This is a genomic window from Xanthomonas sp. F14, from assembly GCF_014199865.1.
In genome coordinates this window covers 246,366-264,855 of record NZ_JACHOM010000004.1, presented here as the reverse complement: position 1 = coordinate 264,855, position 18,490 = coordinate 246,366, and the positions used below count along the sequence as shown (strand labels likewise).

General features: G+C 59.5%; 15 protein-coding genes and 1 pseudogene. All 16 read right to left on the bottom strand.

Translation table 11 applies throughout. The features are described from left to right. Positions 1 to 33: 33 nt before the first annotated feature. A pseudogene (locus GGR73_RS20360) lies at positions 34 to 245 on the bottom strand (SymE family type I addiction module toxin); the annotation flags it as partial. Positions 246 to 340: 95 nt separating this feature from the next. After that, entirely contained in the window at positions 341 to 751 is a 411-nt protein-coding gene (locus tag GGR73_RS15195) for a DUF4279 domain-containing protein (protein WP_047129890.1), read from the bottom strand. Between the two features lie 191 nt (positions 752 to 942). Further along, the gene (locus GGR73_RS15190) at positions 943 to 1,653 is read right to left on the bottom strand and encodes a hypothetical protein (RefSeq protein WP_456362988.1); all 711 of its coding nucleotides are present in this window, start codon (positions 1,651 to 1,653) and stop codon (positions 943 to 945) included. Positions 1,654 to 1,894: 241 nt separating this feature from the next. Next, positions 1,895 to 2,398 (bottom strand): SymE family type I addiction module toxin, encoded by a 504-nt coding sequence (locus GGR73_RS15185; RefSeq protein WP_456362987.1) that lies wholly within the window; start codon positions 2,396 to 2,398, stop codon positions 1,895 to 1,897. A gap of 1,268 nt (positions 2,399 to 3,666) precedes the next feature. Next, a complete protein-coding gene (locus GGR73_RS15180) occupies positions 3,667 to 3,891 on the bottom strand; it encodes a hypothetical protein (RefSeq protein ID WP_184457706.1) in 225 nt (74 codons plus the stop codon). Between the two features lie 96 nt (positions 3,892 to 3,987). After that, complete coding sequence (locus GGR73_RS15175) at positions 3,988 to 4,341, bottom strand: SymE family type I addiction module toxin (RefSeq protein WP_184457964.1); 354 nt, start codon at positions 4,339 to 4,341, stop codon at positions 3,988 to 3,990. Positions 4,342 to 4,734: 393 nt separating this feature from the next. Further along, entirely contained in the window at positions 4,735 to 5,178 is a 444-nt protein-coding gene (locus GGR73_RS15165) for a hypothetical protein (RefSeq protein ID WP_184457704.1), read from the bottom strand. A gap of 131 nt (positions 5,179 to 5,309) precedes the next feature. Further along, positions 5,310 to 5,687 carry a hypothetical protein gene (locus GGR73_RS15160; RefSeq protein WP_184457702.1) on the bottom strand — a complete coding sequence of 126 codons (378 nt, stop codon included), beginning with the start codon at positions 5,685 to 5,687 and terminating at the stop codon, positions 5,310 to 5,312. A 104-nt stretch (positions 5,688 to 5,791) separates the two neighbouring features. Next, entirely contained in the window at positions 5,792 to 6,697 is a 906-nt protein-coding gene (locus tag GGR73_RS15155; RefSeq protein WP_184457699.1) for a hypothetical protein, read from the bottom strand. Positions 6,698 to 6,839: 142 nt separating this feature from the next. Then, positions 6,840 to 7,349, bottom strand: coding sequence for a HEPN domain-containing protein (locus GGR73_RS15150; RefSeq protein WP_184457698.1), 510 nt, complete (start codon positions 7,347 to 7,349; stop codon positions 6,840 to 6,842). Between the two features lie 2 nt (positions 7,350 to 7,351). Then, a complete protein-coding gene (locus GGR73_RS15145) occupies positions 7,352 to 8,479 on the bottom strand; it encodes a DUF262 domain-containing protein (protein WP_184457696.1) in 1,128 nt (375 codons plus the stop codon). Positions 8,480 to 8,558: 79 nt separating this feature from the next. Continuing rightward, positions 8,559 to 9,143: a hypothetical protein gene (locus GGR73_RS15140; RefSeq protein WP_184457694.1), complete on the bottom strand. Its 585-nt coding sequence runs from the start codon at positions 9,141 to 9,143 to the stop codon at positions 8,559 to 8,561. A gap of 41 nt (positions 9,144 to 9,184) precedes the next feature. Beyond that, complete coding sequence (locus tag GGR73_RS15135) at positions 9,185 to 13,054, bottom strand: LamG-like jellyroll fold domain-containing protein (RefSeq protein ID WP_456362995.1); 3,870 nt, start codon at positions 13,052 to 13,054, stop codon at positions 9,185 to 9,187. Positions 13,055 to 13,142: 88 nt separating this feature from the next. Continuing rightward, positions 13,143 to 14,171 (bottom strand): pectate lyase, encoded by a 1,029-nt coding sequence (gene pelA, locus GGR73_RS15130; RefSeq protein ID WP_115510144.1) that lies wholly within the window; start codon positions 14,169 to 14,171, stop codon positions 13,143 to 13,145. Beyond that, positions 14,171 to 15,148, bottom strand: coding sequence for a pectinesterase family protein (locus GGR73_RS15125; RefSeq protein WP_184457692.1), 978 nt, complete (start codon positions 15,146 to 15,148; stop codon positions 14,171 to 14,173). The genes pelA and GGR73_RS15125 overlap by 1 nt, the downstream gene beginning before the upstream one ends. Before the next feature lie 13 nt (positions 15,149 to 15,161). Further along, on the bottom strand, positions 15,162 to 18,362 hold the full coding sequence (locus GGR73_RS15120; protein WP_184457689.1) for a TonB-dependent receptor: 3,201 nt from the start codon (positions 18,360 to 18,362) through the stop codon (positions 15,162 to 15,164). Positions 18,363 to 18,490 lie beyond the last annotated feature (128 nt).

Here is an 18,490-nt window from a genome sequence, read left to right as displayed (position 1 = left end):
GTCACGTGATGGTGTGCGAGGCATGGACCGCCGTCAATTGCGGTCTCCCTTGGGGTCTGTCGCCTTGTCGCTGAGATTAGCAACGCTGACGACCAGATCGCGTTGCACAGGCAGGTAGAGAGCTTACTGCCGATGGTGGAGCCAAGTTGTTCCAGCCAGCGGCCGCGTAGGCGCAGGGTGGGGATGCGTTGGTGGCTGGTGAGGTAATAGCCCTGGCCGACGGTGCGGTGTTGCAGGGCACGTGGGTGGGTGGCGGCACATTAGGCCATCTGGCGTTTGAGTTCAGCCGCTGCCAAAGCAGGTTTGCCTTGAATGAATTTTCTGACGCGACATTGGATCTTTAGCGGGTTGGGTCATAGATATCCAATTCTAAGGAAATACCTCTTTGTCCAAGCGCCAACAGGGCTTTAGCGGAAAGCGCTAAACCGTCATTCCTCCCAGCCATGAAGATGCCGCAGAACAGGTCAGGCTGATAGCGATTGCTCAAGTGTTCCCACACGGTCAAGTCTTGGGTGAGCTGGTTCAGGATTTCGAAAATCTGTGCCTCGAGATCCTCAGGCTCGCGTTGCGTTGAAGTCAGTCTCCAGCTGCCAGTCTTGGCAATGCGCACTGCGCCGTTCTTCAACTTAAGTTCTTGCCCCTTATGCCTGGAGGCCGTTGGGCTGCCCAAAAGCAACGCGCTGATCTCGTCAGGCACCAGATCGTCTCCAAAGAATCGGAGTGTTGCTACGGAATACTCTAGTGCTCCCATTGGACTCCAATGTCTGAATTAACCCGTACCGCGAAGCGGCGTCGGCTTGGACGAACTACCAGGCCTACTTCTGAGTTGACGCATGCGCGGCCAGGAACTTGGTGATGCTGTCAGGCTCGCGCTTGGAGTCCCACACGCGACATAAGGCGATCATGACCGAAAACATTATGGATTAGCTCGGCGCGTGCCCACTAAGCCTTCCCAAAGTAATTCCACCAAGCCTTCTTGCTCGGCTTTTCGCCATGTTCCAGCAATGACCCACGGCCGGGGCTGACGAAATGGTACTGGCCCGACGACTTCATCAGGCTGTGTAAATGGTTGCGCCCTTCTGCACGCTTCTCGGCGACGTAGGCCAGCTCGTCAGGCTTCAAGATCTGCACAGCTGCCAGGAACACGTCCTCCGCGGGAAATTGGATCTTCTTCGGGAGCTCAGGGTGCTCAACCCCAATCATGACGCCCACCATGCCGTGTTCGTTCTGGAAGTCCTCCAAGCCGCAATCTTGAGCGAAAAGCTCCATCGTGATGACGCCGTGTCTTTCGATAAAATCGGCGATCTGCCCGCTGTATGCGGCTTGCTGGGAGAGTGCGTAGACCAACTTGAAAAGCCATGACCCTGCAATGTCGCCAGTCAACTTCTCTTTTGTCTCCGCGATGATTTCCAGCCTATAGCCGTTGTTCGGTTCTTCAACATCATCGAACGGGTCTGAAAGACCGTTGCTTGCCACCCTAATGCTGTCGCTTGTGCGGATGACGCTGAATGCCTGCCTCAGTGCAGGCCAACTGGGCCCGCCCATAAAGGCCGGGTTTACAACATGCGCGATGACATCAGGATCGACCTTTCCCAGAGATCCAAACAACTCGTCACGCGCCGCGTTTGTCTTTTGGTAAATTTCCGAGCTCATGGTTTCCATTCCCATCAAATTTTCTAAGTTTTCTGATCTACTTACCGGCAAAGCAGTCCTGCTAGCACTGACGGCTAACGGGATGTGCCGTATTGCAAAGCTCTTTGATATCTACCTTGCCGGCGAAATCCCACGTGCAAAACACAAGACGCTCGGATCGCCAGTGAGCGACCAGCACAGCGCTACGCGTGCTGGTGCGCGGCCGGCGTCAGCATGATGCTCGTCGAGTCGGTGCCTACGGTCAATTGTTGGCTGCCTTGTCTGGCGCTTTCTCGCCATCGTCCGCCACGGTGACGACCAGCTCGCCGTTGCGCATGCTTATGTTGAGTTTGCTGCCGATGGTGAAGCCCAGTTGTTCCAGCCAGCGGCCGCGTAGGCGCAGTGTGGGGATGAGTTGGTGGCTGTCGGGGTAGTAGCCGTAGCCGACGGTGCAGTGTTGCGGGGCACGCGGGTGGCCTGCGCGGCGCGGCTTGTTGGGATCGGGGCGGGGCTCGGGGATGGGGGGGTGCGCTCGAGGTAGGGCCGCGGCGGGATCGAGGGATCGAGCGAGTGCCAGCCGATCTCGGTGGGTGGCGGCACCGTGGCGCGCTTGCGCACTGGCTTGGGACTGGACGTGGGTCGACGCATGGCAAAGCCCTCCTTGACGAACAGGCCCCGCCGCCGGCTGGCGACGGGATGTCGGGAGGTTAGAAACCGCTAAGAGTCGGCGGGCGTATTTCCCCGGATAATATTGGCCAGGAAACACTACAAGGCCAGTTTACTTCATTGGTGATCTCGACGTTCCAGCTTCAGAACAACAGCACACACCCTAGTCAGGTTGATTAAATGATCTCGGCCTCTCGTTCTTAATTTTTCACGTCTGATGCCGATCAATTATTTTCAAAACTTGGCTTTACCGTTTTTCTGTTTAAACTACTGCCTACAGTCAATGAGTAGTTCGAGCGCTCACCCAGATCATCGACCACTATCCTTACGCCATCCTTAGTTGGCTTATATCGAGCAACGTAGATGTGACGCGGCCTCATATCAGCCATCTTAACTAATAGTTCTACGCGATAGGATATTATAGACTGATAACCTCCTGCAAAACCTGTGGTGCAGTGTATTAAAAATGAGTGTGGCCCTGGTCTTACTCGAACCCAGACAGGAAACGTCATGCGCGATGTCTTATTCTGGTCTACTGCTTGAATCGTTGATACCAGACACACAGAAGCACCTGATGAATCGTCAAGTGCGGAAAAAACTGCCGTGTCGCTCAAAGGATGATCACCACTGTACATCTGGTCAGGCTGAAGATGAGCGCACCCGACAAGTCCAAAAGTTATTATTGAAATTTTTACGAACCTACTTCTAAAGTACATACCCCCCCCAAGTAATTATTTATAATTAAAACCTGACATCAGGAACAGCTAGCCTCGCGTTCCATTTACTCTCTATAAAATTAAATTGCCCCCCTTCAATCTGAGCCTATGTGCTCGCCACGCGAAACGATGCCGCCCCCCGCTTTCTGCTTTCTAAACTGAGCCGTTCCACTAAGCGGCTTTGGATTAAGTCAACTGCTAGGGACGTTGCCGGTGCCATTGACCACCTGTGCCCATGTCCACCAAGATCTCTGCGCCCAAAGCCTCAAGTACATGCATCATCGGTTGAACGTGATCTACAGATATGTCATGGATCTCAACATGCTCGCGCGCGAGTACTGACCTTTCGATTTTCCGGCGCTGCGCTGGCGACGCACTTATCCCTCGCCGAAGGCGGCGTGAGAACTCAGCAGCGGCATGCACGCCTTCAGCTCGCCATTGAACATCATCTAATCGCCACCCAACCACTGAGATCGTTGCCATACGCGCCTAGCTGCTATCAGACCGCTTAAGCGCGGTATAGCGCGATCCTCGCCGAGTCGTTCACCGCAGTCAATCGCCCCACGCCTGCGTAACCACCGCCCGACCCGCAGCACGGTCACGTGCCTTATCGAATTCCGATTCCAGGCTCGCAGGTTATCGCACGGTGCTTTTATGGGTCGCCATAGCGGTGCTCCATTCGCCGATCAAGGATTGCGCGCACGGCGTTGGCGGCATCGAAGATGGCTTGACCCAGCGTGGGCAGCGTCTGCGCCTCCAGGCACTCTGGTTTGCTCATGGCGATCACGTCGCCATGAGCGATGAGGCTGCGTAGCAGGCGGTCGAGCTGGTCGCGTTGGTCCAACATGAGATGCAAGACGACGGCGGGGTGCTCCATCTGTGTCCTCCTCTGCGCGGTGAGCGGGGCGCGCGCACGGTGTGGCGATTGGCGCGGGGCGTGCGGGTGCGTGCTGCGCGTACGCTGCGCACCTGGTTAGTCCGTAGGTGCCACGCTGACGACCAGCTCGCCGTTGCGCATGCGGATGTGGAGCTTGCTGCCGATGGTGAAGCCGAGTTGTTCCAACCAGCGGCCGCGCAGGCGCAGCGTGGGGATGCGTTGGTGGCTGTCGGGGTAGTAGCCATAGCCGACGGTGCAGTGTTGCGGGGCACGCGGGTGGCCTGGGCGGCGCGGCTTGGTGGGATCGGGGCGGGGCTCGGGGATGGGGGTGCGCTCGAGGTAGGGCCGCGGCGGGATCGAGGGGTCGAGCGAGTGCCAGCCGATCTCGGTGGGTGGTGGCTCCGTGGCACGCTTGCGTGCTGATGTGGGACGGGACGTGGATCGACGCATGGCAAAGCCCTCCTTGACGAACAGGCCCCGCCGCCGGGTGGCGACGGGATGTCGGGAGGTTAGAAACCGCACAGAGCCGGCGGGCGTATTTCCCCGAAGGGTGTTGTATTAGCCGCCCTCCCGACGCAGGCATCGCGTCGGTTGCACCCGCAAGACGCTGCAGGCACAAAAAACCCACCGGTTTGACGGAGGTGGGTACCGCTCTGTGAGGAGTTTCTACGCTCCTTGGTGTAGAGATTGCTGCGGGTTTGTTGGGATGTCAACTGCTTGGGGTGGCAGAGCGCAGATAAGCTTCTGAGAGTGCCTCCCCTCCCGATGCGGCCCGCGGAAGATATCCCTGAGCCACTATCTAGCCGACTTATCTCGAGAAGTGAACCTGACCTCGTTTCTCCGTTAGGCGCGATCCCAAATTGGGGCGCGCCGAACCCCTGTCACGAGAGAGTGCAATGAGGCGATTGCCTCGTGAATCTTTGCGCTCGCTTCTTTTATGTCTGCCAAGTGAATCTGCTCGGTATGAAGCTTAAGACTGCCTCTCGCAGTCGCATAGGAAACGGAAACTGCTCCCGTGGCCTCATCATAGGTAATCCCATTGTGCGAGAACTTGTTCCTGGATTTTTGAGCCGCTTTAAGTAGCTTCTGGGTAATATCAAAATCGGCAAGGTGTGGATACGAGGGCGCCAGATGTTCGCAGAGAGAAATGATTGCATCGACTCTCTGTTGGAAAGTCATGTGTGCAGTAACAATCACTGCTCGCATGTCTAACAATTCGTCATAGCCTGCTAGTTTACTATAGGCGACTGTCGTTGAAGCTTCGAGGCCACTCCAAAGTGCGGTCATGCGACCGAGCTCGGTGAGGTACTCGGTCGGAGCCGGCCAGCTATCGGGAAATGCGTGTCTGCGAGGGTCCATTCGAGTGCTAACGCCTGAATTATGCCGCGCCGCAAGGCAGCATCGGCTTGGATGAGTTGCTAGCCAATAGTGAATGCACCGATCGGCTCAATGCTATCGGATAATATTGCAAGCAATTGCTTGAAGTAGCTATGTATCTCGACATATGTAGCATTCGTTGTGGAAACACCCATTGCTGGCTTGTGAATTACTACCTCGGGTGTCCAGCGACGCGCATCAATGCTTGGCATTGCCTCCTTAGCTAACGACAGGAGGTTATTGTAGTTCTCACCGAATTGCTGATGAGGCTTTTGCTCGCGTTCTTTTACCGAAAGCTTCTCTAGGGCAGAAACCGCAGCTTCTATCTGCGAGTGAATTTGATCTGCTGTGACATAAATGATCTTCTCCTTGGACAAGGCTTGAATTAAACCGCGCCGCGAAGCGGCGTCGGGTTGCATGATTGTTAGAGTAGCAACGGGGTCGTGTTGACTTCTTGAGTGAGCTTAACACTGTTCCTTTCTGCGACGTGGAGGCTTCGGCTTAAGCTAATTTTTATACGTACTCATTCGTGACCTGCTTCTAACAGCGCATCGGCGTCAACATACTTAAGTTGATCGTACTCGTCGATTTTGAGTGAGCAGTACAAACACTGGAGATCAGTAACGTAGATGCCTGAGATGTACCCAAAGTTAGTGCCGTCATCTGGGTCATAGTCATAATCATAGTCGGGTTCAAGCGTGGCAACTGCCAAGTTTCCACAGGCTGGGCATGGACAGTCTGTGGTCTCGCTCCGCTTGGTTAGGTAGGCGATGGTCGCCTTCTCTGCGTATGACACGGCTCTTGCATCTTTGGATTTCTCATCCCAGATCTTTCTGTGGCGCGCCAAGAGCGCTTCCATACCGGCCTGAAAGTTGTCATGCGCAATTAGCTCCTCGCTCAGAGCTTCGAGACGAGTGGAATGCTCTCCAAGGAAATCTTTTGCGGATAAAGACAGATCGGCCGATATGTCGCGAATCACGTTGTACAGATCACGGAGAAGGAGACGGTCAACCCTAACCGCATCGAGCTCTTCGCAAGAACGATGCAGAGCAATGTCTCGAAAATCAGCCAGAGTGTGGATGAACTGTGCGTTGTCTTTGACGCCTCTGCTGAAGAGTGAAGCGCGCTGGATCGACGCCTTAAGTGTTATGACGTCTGAAGATGCCTTCTTCTCTATGTCAGCAACCCTATCTGTAGCAGTGATTGCTTCCCGATGACAGTGAAGTACGACGCTATCGAAGTCCTGCGACTTTAGGATGAGCGCGGGATTCACCTCAGCAATGATGTGCTTGAGCAGCTTCTCGATCCCGATCGCGACCAGCACGACAGCTTGAAAGCGCTGATCGCTCGTGGCTCCTTTGGCAATCGCTGGAGCAGCCAAGCTAATATGACTTTTCGCGTCATTCAAGTAGCGGCTAGTCTTTGTCATGAATAGGTCTAACGCCTAATTTTTAAACTGTGCCGCTTTGCAGCAGCGGGGAACGGGGTTAGGTTGACTTATCAAGTTAACCTGACTCTATTTCTTTTTGAAACGGGATCAATTTAAAATTTAACCCGACCCAGCCTTCCTTTTATGCGCCACCGTCTGCGACCTCATGTACGGTTTGGTCTAACAGGAGAAGCACAGTACATCCATGCTCAAAACATTCTGTCGTCTTAGCGATGGGAAGCTCCGCAGCGCCACCGTGAGCAAAACTATTGCGCGCCTTTACTAGATCCGTAAGCGCTCCCTTCAGAACAGGTTTGTCCGCAAGCGCGATTTTTTCATCGAATCGTAACCGCCAACCTTCGTCGAACTCGGACAGCATTACCTGGATCATGTCTAGATTTGGATTGCAGCTTGAATTACGAATTTTTCTGGCGACAAAGTTCTTCAATTGCGCGTGACTGTCCCGGTCGACCCTATCAGCGATTATTTGCTTGAAGCCGGCCTCAATGCTTCCCGCTGCCCTAATAACAGCGTACTTCTTGACATACGAGGCAGGACGAGCCGCGTCACCGATGCCGGTTAGCAATGCTTGAATCGCGTGGAGTTCATCGCGACACTCTTGCAGTAGGCTCATCACCTCCAGATTGTTCATCCTCAAGCACTCATAAGCGCGTCGCGCATTTCAAATGCGCGACGGCGAATATTTGCACTACGCATAGTTTCATGGGAAAGAATTTCCTGAAACCCTGGATCGGCAAGCTTCTTGAGCTTAGCAGCCGAATAGTATTCGGCCGACTTACTTGTGTCGCCACCCTCTGTCATCAACAACCAAGAGCCGACCATGACTGAGTCGAATACCGTCGAGCTCAGATTAGACAACAATCGTGTTGGATCGCTAGGAGAAACATTGTGGAATGCAGTAACACCGAATATCCGATGCACGAAGGCTATCGTCTTCTCGAACTTGGATCGCAGCGTAATGACGTCACCATCGGTGTTGTGGGATCCCATGTACTCGTTTAGATACTTCTTGAGCGATATATTATAAGGAGCACTTTGACTCTCAAGTATATATTCATCAGAAAGCGCAAAAAATCTGAGGATGAGCTCCAGATCTCTCATCCGACTGTCACGCCTGGGATTACCTAGCAGGTCGCGCCACGCCCTGTCCTCGTTTAGCGAAATCAGAAGCGTATTGAGCGGACCCTGATAAACACAGTTCCTTATTTCTTGCGGCAACAGCGAGCGCCCGCTTGTGTTTATTCTCTCGAATATCTGATAAAGGCTTGTGTCATCAGAGCTCGGATGCTGCTGCATGAAGATGATTGCATGAATTGTGGTATTCCTGATCTTGCGCTTGTCTTGCTCGTCTAGCTGCGCAAACGATTTTCCCCTCCAGCGATCATGAATCTTCTTGCTATTCGAGAGGCTAAACTGAGAGTTGTCGTCAGAAAATACACCCTTAACGAAGTCGCGCACAGTCATTAGTCGTTGATAGCCGTCAATAATTAACAGTTTTTCATCTTTTGTTTTTGCAAGAAAGATGCTGGGAACTGGCAGTCCAAGAAGTACAGAATCGATGAATCGCGATGCTTCTACTCGGTCCCAAACGTAGTGTCTTTGTAGCTCAGGCTTGACAAGCTCATTGTCGTCGTATCGGGCTATAAGCTCTCGAAACGAGAGGTCTGCACCCCACGACGAGATCTTGAACAAGTCTTCATCCGTATAGGAGTCATCCATCTCTTCTACTGGCTTATCGATCTCAATCTGAATTTCGGACATCAATCTCTCCATCTGACGCATAACGCGTTAGTTAGTTCGCCCCCGCGAAGCGAGTTCGGCTTCAATAAATTGTTAAAGCTCACTTATAGCTTACGAACAAGGCGGCAACGATGAAGATCGCGATGATGAGCAGAGACCCAGGAACTATCCAACGGCGAAGTCTGTTGTAAGCCGGCTCACCTATTTTTACTCGCTTCCACTCTTGATCAATGAGGTCTCTTGCGCAGGAGTTTGAATCGGTTATTTTCTTAATAATTTCCTCGCCACACCCATCAATTGAATCCGGCCAGTTCGAATAGCAATTTTCAATGTCGCCTAGCGATTTTAGCAAATTTGAATGTAGTGGCTTAGTCGAGTTTAGGCGCAATTGAATCTTATAAAAAGACAGATTTCCCGTGATAATTGCCTCCTCGAGCTTGGTGCGTTTGAACCCGGTTTTGCCCGGCTCGCTAGTCGCAAGCTCATCTGACGCTCTAGCCAGATGACGCATTGCCTGAAAATACTCAGAAAGCTCGGTCCGCAGTGATTCAATCCAGTCTCGCCTCATTTCTGAAACCTTCAGCTCCTTGTTCAGCGTCAGGCTCACTAATCCAATGAGCGATGTAATTAAGGTGGCTGTTATTGTTGCCAAAGCAACGAGAGCTTGCGCGGGAAGTTCGATCATGTGAGTCCTAATACCTAATTTATGGTGAGTCGCGAAGCGAGCTAGTTAGGCATCATCTTTGAGGGTTCGTCCTGTACTGTCAGGTTCGAGACCGATCCCCGCACTGGGCGCAGGCTTCCTAGTGCATTGTTGCGCTGAGTTACCTCAGCAATATTACCTTCCGTCACCAGACGCAGCAGCACGCCCTTCCCAACGCTACCACTCTGCACAGCCAACCGCACCACCGCTGTTCTCGGCACCAAATCCTGCGGAGCTTCCAACGCCGGAAACGCCCCCCGCGCCAGCTCCTTCCCCCGCCCATCCTCCAACACCACAAACCCGGCCGGTGCATCGGCATGCCCGAGGCTGTGCACGGTGACCTCGATAGCGTCCGCAGTCACCCGCACATCGCCATGGCCAATCCCCAGATCCGGGCGCAGTTCGACCGGGGTGGTGGCGGCGATGCGTTCGAGCTGCAGGACAGTGGTGCGGCCTGCGGGGAAGTCGATGTCGATGGCCGCGCTTTTTTCGAAAGCGACCTCTTGCGTTTTGGCTGCACTGTCGAGCTTGCCGTCATTGCCTTTGCTCACGCCCTGGGTGATGCGCCACTGGCCCGGGGCGACGTTCCAGCCGGTCATGCTGGCGCGCTGGGTTTTACTGGAGGTGTTGTAGGCGATGACGGTGAAGCGGTCTTGCCGGGGTGCGGGGATGGCGATGGCGACCTGTGTCGCCGCTTCTGGATCGGCGAAGCGCCAGCTCACGGTGTGGCCGGGGTAGGTCTGGTTGCGCTTGAGCGCCACGCCGCCAAGGCGTGCGCGTTGCAGGTTGACCGTGGGGGATTCCACGCGGTCGCTCCACCAGTGGCCTTCGGTGTTCATGTAAAAGTTCTGCAGTTTCTCCCGCGCCTCGCTGCGGTAAATGGCGGCGAGATACTCGATATTGCCGGTTTGCTCCCAGGCCACGTGATGCGGGAAGTCCGGGGCGCTGCCGTCGTCCTTGTTTGCGGCATCGATGAGCTTGCCGCTCCAGTCGCTGCGCTTGCCCATGACGTCGAGGAAGTTCTCGTTGAGCAGGGAGAGGCCATTGGGGCCGCTATTGGCGACGCGGTAGTCGATCGGCTTGAGATAGCGCTGCTCGCCGGTGAAGCGGTAGGCGGCCCAGAAGGTGTGCAAGGTGTCGGCGCCGCCGCTGCCTTCGAACAGTTCGCCGCCGCGGGTTTTACCGGTTTGCCAGTTGATCTCGTTGGGTAGGGCCCAGTTGCCCTTGGCGTTGGTGTAGGCGTGGGCGAGATAGCCATCCGCTAACCCGGTGACGATGCGGCGGCTGTTGGGGTCGGCGTTATAGCCGCCCAGCAGGATGGCCGGGTGCACGATGGGGAAAGAGTACGGCTTTTGCCATTGCCAGTTGGGCTCGCGGTAGACCTTGCGGCCGCCGAACCAGTTGCTGGCAAACAATAGGTGGCCTTGCGGGTTGACCTGGATGATGGTGTCGAAGGCTTTGACCGTTTGCATCAGCCGCTCGACAGTGCGCGGGTCGCCCCAGTTGAGGTACAGCAGGGCGCTGTTGAGGTTGATGCCCTCTTCATACGAATGCAGCTCGTCGGTTTCGATGGTGGACAGGCCGTTGGTGAACATGCCGTTGCGGTAGTTGGCATCGGACAGCGCCAGCATGGAGGCGTTGAGCATGTCCGGGTCCACGCCCATCAGGGCGACGCCGGGCCATTGCTGCACCAGGTCCGAGTCGTCGGAGATGCCGCCGCCGAAATCGCCGTAGGCCACCTGGCGCTGCTCGATCCACCAGCGGATATAGCGGCGGGTGGCGCTGAGATCCTGCAGCTGCCAGAACGCCCAGGCGGGCACGCCCTTGGGTACGGTGGGCATGTCCACCGGCAGCGTGCCCTGGTTGGCGTAGCTGATGTCGTTCCAGTACTGGCGGCCGAGGGCGTGGTCCGGGTCGACGCGCAGCAGGTCGGTGATGTCGGCGTCCAGGCGCTTGTAGAGCAGCTGGCGCTTGGAGGTGGTGTGCTCTTCCACCAGAAAGCCCCAGTTGTCCTTGACCTGGTTGAAGCGGTCGGCGACGTGCTCGGTGATGGCCTCGGCACGCGGCTTGAACACCAGCTGCAGCTGGGTGCCGTCGAGTGCGTTGGCATCGAAGCCGGGCGCGGCGGCGGCGATGCTGAGCATCAGGCTGTCGTTGCTCAGGATTCTGTCGCGCAGGTCAAGCCACAGCGTACGGGCCTGGCCGGGGGTGACCGCGACCGAGACATCGATCATGTCGCGCGCGGGCCAGATGGGATCCTTGATGCGGATGTTGAGCGGGATGCTGCCGTTGTGGGTGGCCGGCAGGTTGAGCGCCGGCAGGGTGATGGCGATGCCGTCCAGGCCGTCGTGCATGTTCTCCCAGCCGTAGGACCAGCTGCGCATCAGCGCCTGGTCCGGTGGCGGGTTGCCCAGGCTGGAGGGCACCAGGATGTGCACGATGGGTTGCTGCGCGCTTGCTGCGGCCTTGTCGCTGGGGCGCTTGCGCGCCGGTGCCTTGGTGGGCAGCGCGATCACGGTCTGCCGCTCGCCTGGCGGGTAGCGGCCGGCGATGGCATCGCGCAAGGGGGCGAGGTTGTCGTAGTCGGGCTGGATGTCGCTGCGCACGGTGTAGCTGAGTTGCGCGCTGCCTTTGGGTACGGCGCCCGGCTGCACGTTGTAGGCCCAGATTTCCTGGATGGGGGTTTCCTGCGCGGTGTTGGCAAAGCGCAGGGTGCCGCCGCGGCGCTCGGGGAACTGGTCCACGCTGCGTACGACGCCCTGGCTGCGTGCGAACAGTGGCTGCGCCTGTGCGTTGGGCGCGGCATAAGTGGCCTGGCCGTAGGCAGCACCGCGTAGCTCGATGCGGTTGACCGGCTCGTCCGGCAGGGTGAGGTCCAGCGCCTTGCCGCCTTCGACGTAGGTGTTCCAGTCCGGCAGCTGGAAGTAGTCGTCGCGCCCGGGCAGGCGCGAGCGGTTGTAGACGCCGGGCCATGTGGTTTCGGCGATGCCGTCGGTGGCCTTCCACATCCATTGCTTGAGGTCGCGCGCATCGGCGAACTCCACCTTGCGGATGCCGGTGACCGGCGCATCCAGCAGCGGCGGTGCGTGGCCGTTGTCCCAGCCGTAGCGGTGCAGGAAGGCGGCGTGTTGCGCGTTGCCGGTGGGTGCTTCGGCGGTGGCGGGCTCCTGCAGGCGTGCGAGCGCGGCGGCAGCGCTGGCGTCGAGCATGCGGTCGTAGATGCGGATCTCGTCGAAGTCGCTGCCGCGCAAAAAGTTGTAGCGGCTCTGCACCTGGTGCGGCGACATCACGCGGCCGGCCAGGCCGAACTGGTCCAGCGCGGCGTCGAAGTCGAGTGCGCCGCCGTTGGCGCAGGGCGCACCGCAGTCCACGCGTGCGGCTTCCTTACCGTCCACGTACAGGCGCACGCCGCGGGTTTCGTCCCAGGCAAACGCGATGTGGGTCCAGTCGCTGGCGGCCGGGGCGTTGTCGAGCTTGAAGGAGACGCGGGTGCGCGCGAGGTTGGCGTCGGTGACGAAGGCATCGAAGCCATGGCCGTTCCAGTCGATGCGCAGCCAGGCCATGTCCCAGCTAGTGTGGTCGGCATAGCCGACGCGGAAGATCACGAACGGCGCTTCGCCCACGGGATAGCGCGCGCGCCAGAAGAAGCTCAGCGTGCCGCGCTGGGTGTAGAGGTTGCCGGGCGCATTCCACGACAGCACGCCGTCGTCGGCCCATTCGATGGCGTTGCCGCGCTTGCCGGTGGGCACCAGCGTAATCTTGTCGCGGAAGTTGGGCACGCCGTCGCCGCGGGCCAGATCGGCCTGCAGGTCGCGGTCGGCCGACACCCGGAACAACAGCTCCGGCGCGGTGGTGGTGGCCGCGCTCACCGGCAGCGCGATCAGGCACAGCATTCCCAACAAGAACTTCGACACGCTCACCTCGTCAATTCCAAAACGTAAAACAGCCACCGCGCGCTTGCACGCGGTGGCGACGACGCACTTACAGACCGTTGGCGGTACGCCACTTGGGAATGTCGTCCTTCAACAGCTTGTCCGGCCAGGTGCCGTGCCAGGCATAACCGACGCGGCGCTCGTTGGGCACCTGCATGTACTCGGTCAAGGCCTTGCCGTCGCGGTTGGCGTAGAGCGGGCGTTGATTCTGCAGGTCGTAGAAGCGTGCCCATAGTGACGCACCCGGTTGCGCGACGAGGATCACGTCCTGGCCGGTTTCCTGGGTGGGGTCGTCGATCTTCTTGGTGGCCAGATCGCGCATGCGGTGGGTGTCGAACCAGCGTGCAGCGGCCTCGACCGATGCCTTGATCTGTGCGGACGGGGTGGGTTGGCGCATCAGAAAGCGCACGATGCTGACCGACTCGCTGGAGGCCAGCGAGGCCAGCTCATACGCACGCGCCTTGGCCGGCTTGAGCGTGACCTCGTCGTACTGCGCGCCCCAGATGGTGAGCGTGCCGCCGATCTTGACCTGGGTGGCGAGCACGCATTCCAGCCCCTTGGTCACCGCCTGGCGGGCGCGTGCACCATGGCTGGCACGCAGCAGCGCGCCGGTGTCGCCCTTGCCCTCGCTGATGTCCTGCAGCAGGTTGAGCACGCGCACCATCGCATCGTCGTTATAGGTGATCTGGTGATGGTAGGACGACAGGTCCGGGTAGAACTGCGGCCAGCCGCCGTTGGCGTATTGCGCGGTGAGCAGATAGTCCACGCCGCGCTTGGCGGCGGCCACGTACTTGGCGTTCTTGTCGGTCTTGTAGAGCGTGGAGAGGTAGCCGATCTCGTAGGTGGTGGCCTTGTTGTCGATGGTGGCGTCGTCCTTGCGCCCGGGTTGCTGCAGCTCGGCGATTTCCGCAGCGGTGAAGGTGCGGTTGTAGTCGACGGCGACGCCCTTGTACTGCTTGGACCAGCCGCCGGAGGCGGTCTGCAGCAACAGCATGTTGTCGGCGATCTTGTCGGCCAGTGCGGACAGCGGTGCCAGCAGCAGCGCAGTGGCGAGGGCGAAGGTGGTGAGCTTGCGCATCAGAACGGCCTCCAGGTGCCGAGAATGGTGTTGCGGTCCAGCGCGGCGGCTTGCGCAGCAGTGAGCTGGCGCGACCACTTCACGCGGCGCGACGGGTTGGCGCCGGTGCCGCTGCTCTGGTATTCGCTGTAGCGGGCGGTGGCCTCGTTGGCGGCGTTGCCCCAGTTGTTCCAGCCCTCGGGCAGGATGTGCGCACCGAGCTGGCTGCCGATGAAGCTGACGCTGGCATACGGCCGCCACGGCCGGCCCAGGAACACGCGGCTCACGCCGCTGGCAGCGGTGACGCGCGCATTGCGGAACACGAAGCCACGCGCGCTTTCCTGCGGGGTGGAGGCGGCCGTGAGATAGCCATCGCCCAGCGAGTGCAGCTGCACGTTCTCGAACAGCGCGGTGCCGGCACCGAACACGAAGTCCACGGTGCCTTCGACATAGCAGTCGAGGAAATACGACAGCTTGGCGCCGCGCAGGTACAGCGTGTCCTGGTAGCCGAGGAAACGCACGTTGCGGAACGCGGCGCGATCGCCATCCACACGCACCGCCACCGCCTGCCCGACCGGGCCGGCGTGATTGCCGAAGCTCAGTTGCTCGGCAGTGAAGTCGTTGCCGGCGATGATGACGCTGGACGAGCCGGAGGTGCCGTACTCGGTGCCGGTGGCCGGATTGATGCGTGAGGCGTAGTTGTCGTAGGTGATGATGGTCTGGGTGGCGCCGGCGCCGGTGAGCTTGAGCGCCGGTGCGTTGGACGGCACCACGATCAGTTCCTGGTAGGTGCCGGCGCCGATGTTGATGTGCGCGCGTTTGCCGCCCTGCACGGCCGCATCGATGGCGGCCTGCACGGTGCGGTAGCCGGCGCTGCCCTGCTTGGCCACGGTGTAGACCGGGTCGGCGGCAATGGCGGCGTTGCTGCACAGGCCTGCCACGGCCACCAACGCGGTGGCGGCCAACTGACGTAAGACGGTTCTGCGATGCACTTGCATGTCGCTCTCCTGGTCAGAACTTGTAGCGCGCGCCGATGTAGTACTGGCGCCCGGTGACGGTGTACTTGTCGGGCAGTTCCAGCGTGGAATCGACGTAGCGGCGGTCGGGGGTGTCGAGCAGGTTGATGGCCTCGAAGGTCAGCGACAGCTGGTCGTTGAGCTTGTAGGACATGTTGAAATCCACGTTTTCCACGCTGTATTTGCCGGTCACGTCGGCCGTGGCCAGGCGCTTGCCATCCAGGTCGTAGACGTCTTCCTGGGCGAGGATGTTGTTGATGTAGCCATCGCGATAACTGGTGGACACGCGCGCACTGAAGCGGCCGTCGTCGTAATAGACGGTGGCGTTGTAGGACTGCGGCGAGAGGTTGAGCAGGTCGCGCTCGGTGGCGGTGGTGGTGATGCTGGTATTGCTGCTGCCGGCGGTACTGAACAGGTAATTGATCTTGGAATCCACCTGGGTGTAGTTGAGCTGCACGCCAAAGTTGCGCCAGAAGCCGGGCAAGAAGTCGAACGCCTGCTGGTAAGTCAGCTCGAAGCCCTTGAGCGGGCCGCCGGGCGTGTTGAAGTAGCTCTGCACGTTGAAGATGGTGTCCGGCGTGAAGCCTGCGGGGAGCAGGTCCAGCGAGTAACCCATCGCTTCCCAGGTGCTGAGCACGCGGGTGCGCTGCACGTAGCTGTCGATGTCCTTGTAGAACACCGCCGCCGATAGCAGCGAGCCTTCGCGGAAATACCACTCGGCGCTGAGGTCGTAGTTGGTGGAGCGGAACGGGTCGAGCTTGGGGTTGCCCAGGTTGATCGAGAAAAAGCGCCCGTCGTCGAAATACTGGGTGGGGCCGCCGCTGACGCTGGGCGACAGGTACGCCAGCGTGGGGCGCGCCATGGTCTTGGCCGCGCCGAAGCGCAGCACCACCTCGTCGCTGACATCCCAGGACAGGTTCAACGAGGGCAGGATGTCGCGGTAGTTGTGGTTGACGGTGGTGGGCACCAGCAGGCGCTCGCCGGCTGCGGCGGTAGCGCTGGCCACGCCGAAGAACGACTGGCAGTTGGGCGAAACCGCGCCGGCCGCGGTGGCCGTGCACGGCGCATAACCGCTGGCGGCGATCTGCGTCTGCACGTAGCGCACGCCCAGGTTGCCGCGCAGCGCGCGGCCCCACAGGTCGGTGTTGAAATCCAGCTGCAGGTAGGTGCCCAGGCTCTTTTCGTTGACGGCGAAATTGTTGTTGGACGAGCCGAAGTGGCCGACATCGGCCAGGCGGTAGTCGCCGCCGGGCACGCCGGTGTCGCAGTCGCAATTGATGTTGAGCAGGTCGGCGACCTTCTGGAAATCCGGAATCACCCAGGTGGTGGGGAAGCTGCCGTTCAAGCTGCGGCCGAAGCCGTCCAGGTTGGTGCTCAGGTCACCCACGCCCACACCGGCCGGCAATGCCTGCGCCAGTCGCCCGTAGGAGATGTTGCGCGACTCCGACGTGTCCATGTCGTAGTTCTTGTAGGCCAGCCCGGTGCGGAAGGTGAAGGTGGGGCTGATGTTGAATTCCAGATCCACCTTGGCGGTGTCGAAGGTATTGCCCACCGACTGCGGGTTGAGCCGCACCTCGCTGATGTTGGTGCCGCGCGCGGTGCCGTTGCTGTTGACCGGTACTGCGCCGTAGCCCAACCACTGCCAGTTATTCGGGTTGCCCGCATCGAACGGGAAACTCATGCTGGGGTAATCGCCGCCACCGCGCCGGTCCAGCACGAAGCCGTCCAGGTTGGTGTTGTCGAAACTCACCATCGAAAACTCGGGGCGTTCGTAGTCCGAGGTCGAGTGGCCGACCAATGCATTCACGCGCACCTGGTCGTTGAAGCGGTGCTGCAGGTCCAGGCTGAACTGCTTGAACTCGGTGGATTCTTCGATGTTGCTGGATTCGGTGCGGAAGTCGACGTTGTCGAACACGCCGTAGGTGAGGCGGTTCTGGTCGTCCACCTGCGCCTCGCGCACGGCGATCTGGGTCTTGCCACCGAAGTTGGCGGTGCGGTGCAGGTTGGCGCCGACCGAGTCTTCGCGCTGGTCCTTGTCCAGCTTGGAATACAGCATGTCGAAGTTCAGCAGGGTGTCGTCGCTGACCTTGAATTGCAGCGCGCCGGTGACGCCCAGGCGCTTGATCTCGTGGTCGGTGCGGATATAGCGCGGGTAGCGCGGAATCCAGGCGTTGGTGGCGGTTTCGTAGGCCTGGATGTTCTCCGGCGTGTTGGCTGGGCGCGCGATGCCGGTGCCGCAGTTGGTGGCGCTGATGCCGTAGCTGCCCCAGCCGTTGTTGCGGTCCTGGTTGGCCTGCGAGCCGACCCCGGCAGGGGTTTCGTTGGCCAGCGGGTTGCGCGGGGTCTGCGGGTTGTAGCCCACCGGCGAACAGAACCCGTAGGTGCCGTTGTTGGTGGCGGTGCTCTGGTTGGAGTTGCGGTAGTTGCCGTGTTCCCAGCGCACCGGGTTGTAGCCTTCCTCGCGCAGGTGGCGCTCGCTGTAGGACACCGACATCAGCGCGCCGACGCGGCCATCGGCCCAGATGTTACTGATCAGGCCGGAAAAGCGCGGGTCCTTTTCGCGCGAGAGATCGTTGTAGCCGTATTGCGTGGACGCGGCCGCTTCGAAGCCGTCGAAGTCGAACGGGCGCGAGCCGCGCAGGTCGACCGTGGCACCCAATGAGCCTTCGTCCATCTGCGCCGACTGGGTCTTGCTGATGGTGACGCGGCTGAAGAGTTCGGAGGCAAAGGTATTGAAGTCGAAACCGCGGCTGCGGTTGACGCCATCGCTGCCGCTGCCGGCGGTGGCCAGCGCTTCCAGCCCGTTGATGCGCACGCGGGTGAAGTCAGAGCCCAGGCCGCGCACGGAGATCTGCTTGCCCTCGCCGCCCTCGCGGTCGATGGAGACACCGGCGATGCGCTGCATCGATTCGGCCAGGTTCAGATCGGGAAACTTGCCGATGTCTTCGGCATAGATGGCATCCACCTGCTCCACGCTGTAGCGCTTGGCATCCAGCGATTGCTGCAGGCTTTCGCGGTAGGTGGCCTTGACCTGCACGCGGTCCAGGTCGACCGCATCGGTGGGCGTGGCCGGCGGGCCGACGGTTTGCGCGGCAGCGCTCACACCGTGCAAGGCCAGGACGATGGCCACCGACAGACGTGCGGCGGACAGGCGGACGCCTGCCTCGGCGGCGGGACGACGCAAACGGGCTTGCATGATGCACTCACTCCAATGGCACTGGCTGCAATGACGCGCTCAGCCTCCCCACGGGCCACCGGCGTCGACATGAGCGACCGACAGCACCGCTGCGCAGTCGTCAGGCGACTGTCCGCTGCGTGGTGCCT

Coding starts and splice junctions, on each gene's coding strand:
- GGR73_RS15195 (WP_047129890.1), bottom strand. CDS start 751: ATGGGAGCACTAGAGTATTCCGTAGCAACACTCCGATTCTTTGGAGAC.
- GGR73_RS15190 (WP_456362988.1), bottom strand. CDS start 1,653: ATGAGCTCGGAAATTTACCAAAAGACAAACGCGGCGCGTGACGAGTTG.
- GGR73_RS15180 (WP_184457706.1), bottom strand. CDS start 3,891: ATGGAGCACCCCGCCGTCGTCTTGCATCTCATGTTGGACCAACGCGAC.
- GGR73_RS15175 (WP_184457964.1), bottom strand. CDS start 4,341: ATGCGTCGATCCACGTCCCGTCCCACATCAGCACGCAAGCGTGCCACG.
- GGR73_RS15165 (WP_184457704.1), bottom strand. CDS start 5,178: ATGACCGCACTTTGGAGTGGCCTCGAAGCTTCAACGACAGTCGCCTAT.
- GGR73_RS15160 (WP_184457702.1), bottom strand. CDS start 5,687: ATGCAACCCGACGCCGCTTCGCGGCGCGGTTTAATTCAAGCCTTGTCC.
- GGR73_RS15155 (WP_184457699.1), bottom strand. CDS start 6,697: ATGACAAAGACTAGCCGCTACTTGAATGACGCGAAAAGTCATATTAGC.
- GGR73_RS15150 (WP_184457698.1), bottom strand. CDS start 7,349: ATGAACAATCTGGAGGTGATGAGCCTACTGCAAGAGTGTCGCGATGAA.
- GGR73_RS15145 (WP_184457696.1), bottom strand. CDS start 8,479: ATGTCCGAAATTCAGATTGAGATCGATAAGCCAGTAGAAGAGATGGAT.
- GGR73_RS15140 (WP_184457694.1), bottom strand. CDS start 9,143: ATGATCGAACTTCCCGCGCAAGCTCTCGTTGCTTTGGCAACAATAACA.
- GGR73_RS15135 (WP_456362995.1), bottom strand. CDS start 13,054: ATGCTGTGCCTGATCGCGCTGCCGGTGAGCGCGGCCACCACCACCGCG.
- pelA (WP_115510144.1), bottom strand. CDS start 14,171: ATGCGCAAGCTCACCACCTTCGCCCTCGCCACTGCGCTGCTGCTGGCA.
- GGR73_RS15125 (WP_184457692.1), bottom strand. CDS start 15,148: ATGCAAGTGCATCGCAGAACCGTCTTACGTCAGTTGGCCGCCACCGCG.
- GGR73_RS15120 (WP_184457689.1), bottom strand. CDS start 18,362: ATGCAAGCCCGTTTGCGTCGTCCCGCCGCCGAGGCAGGCGTCCGCCTG.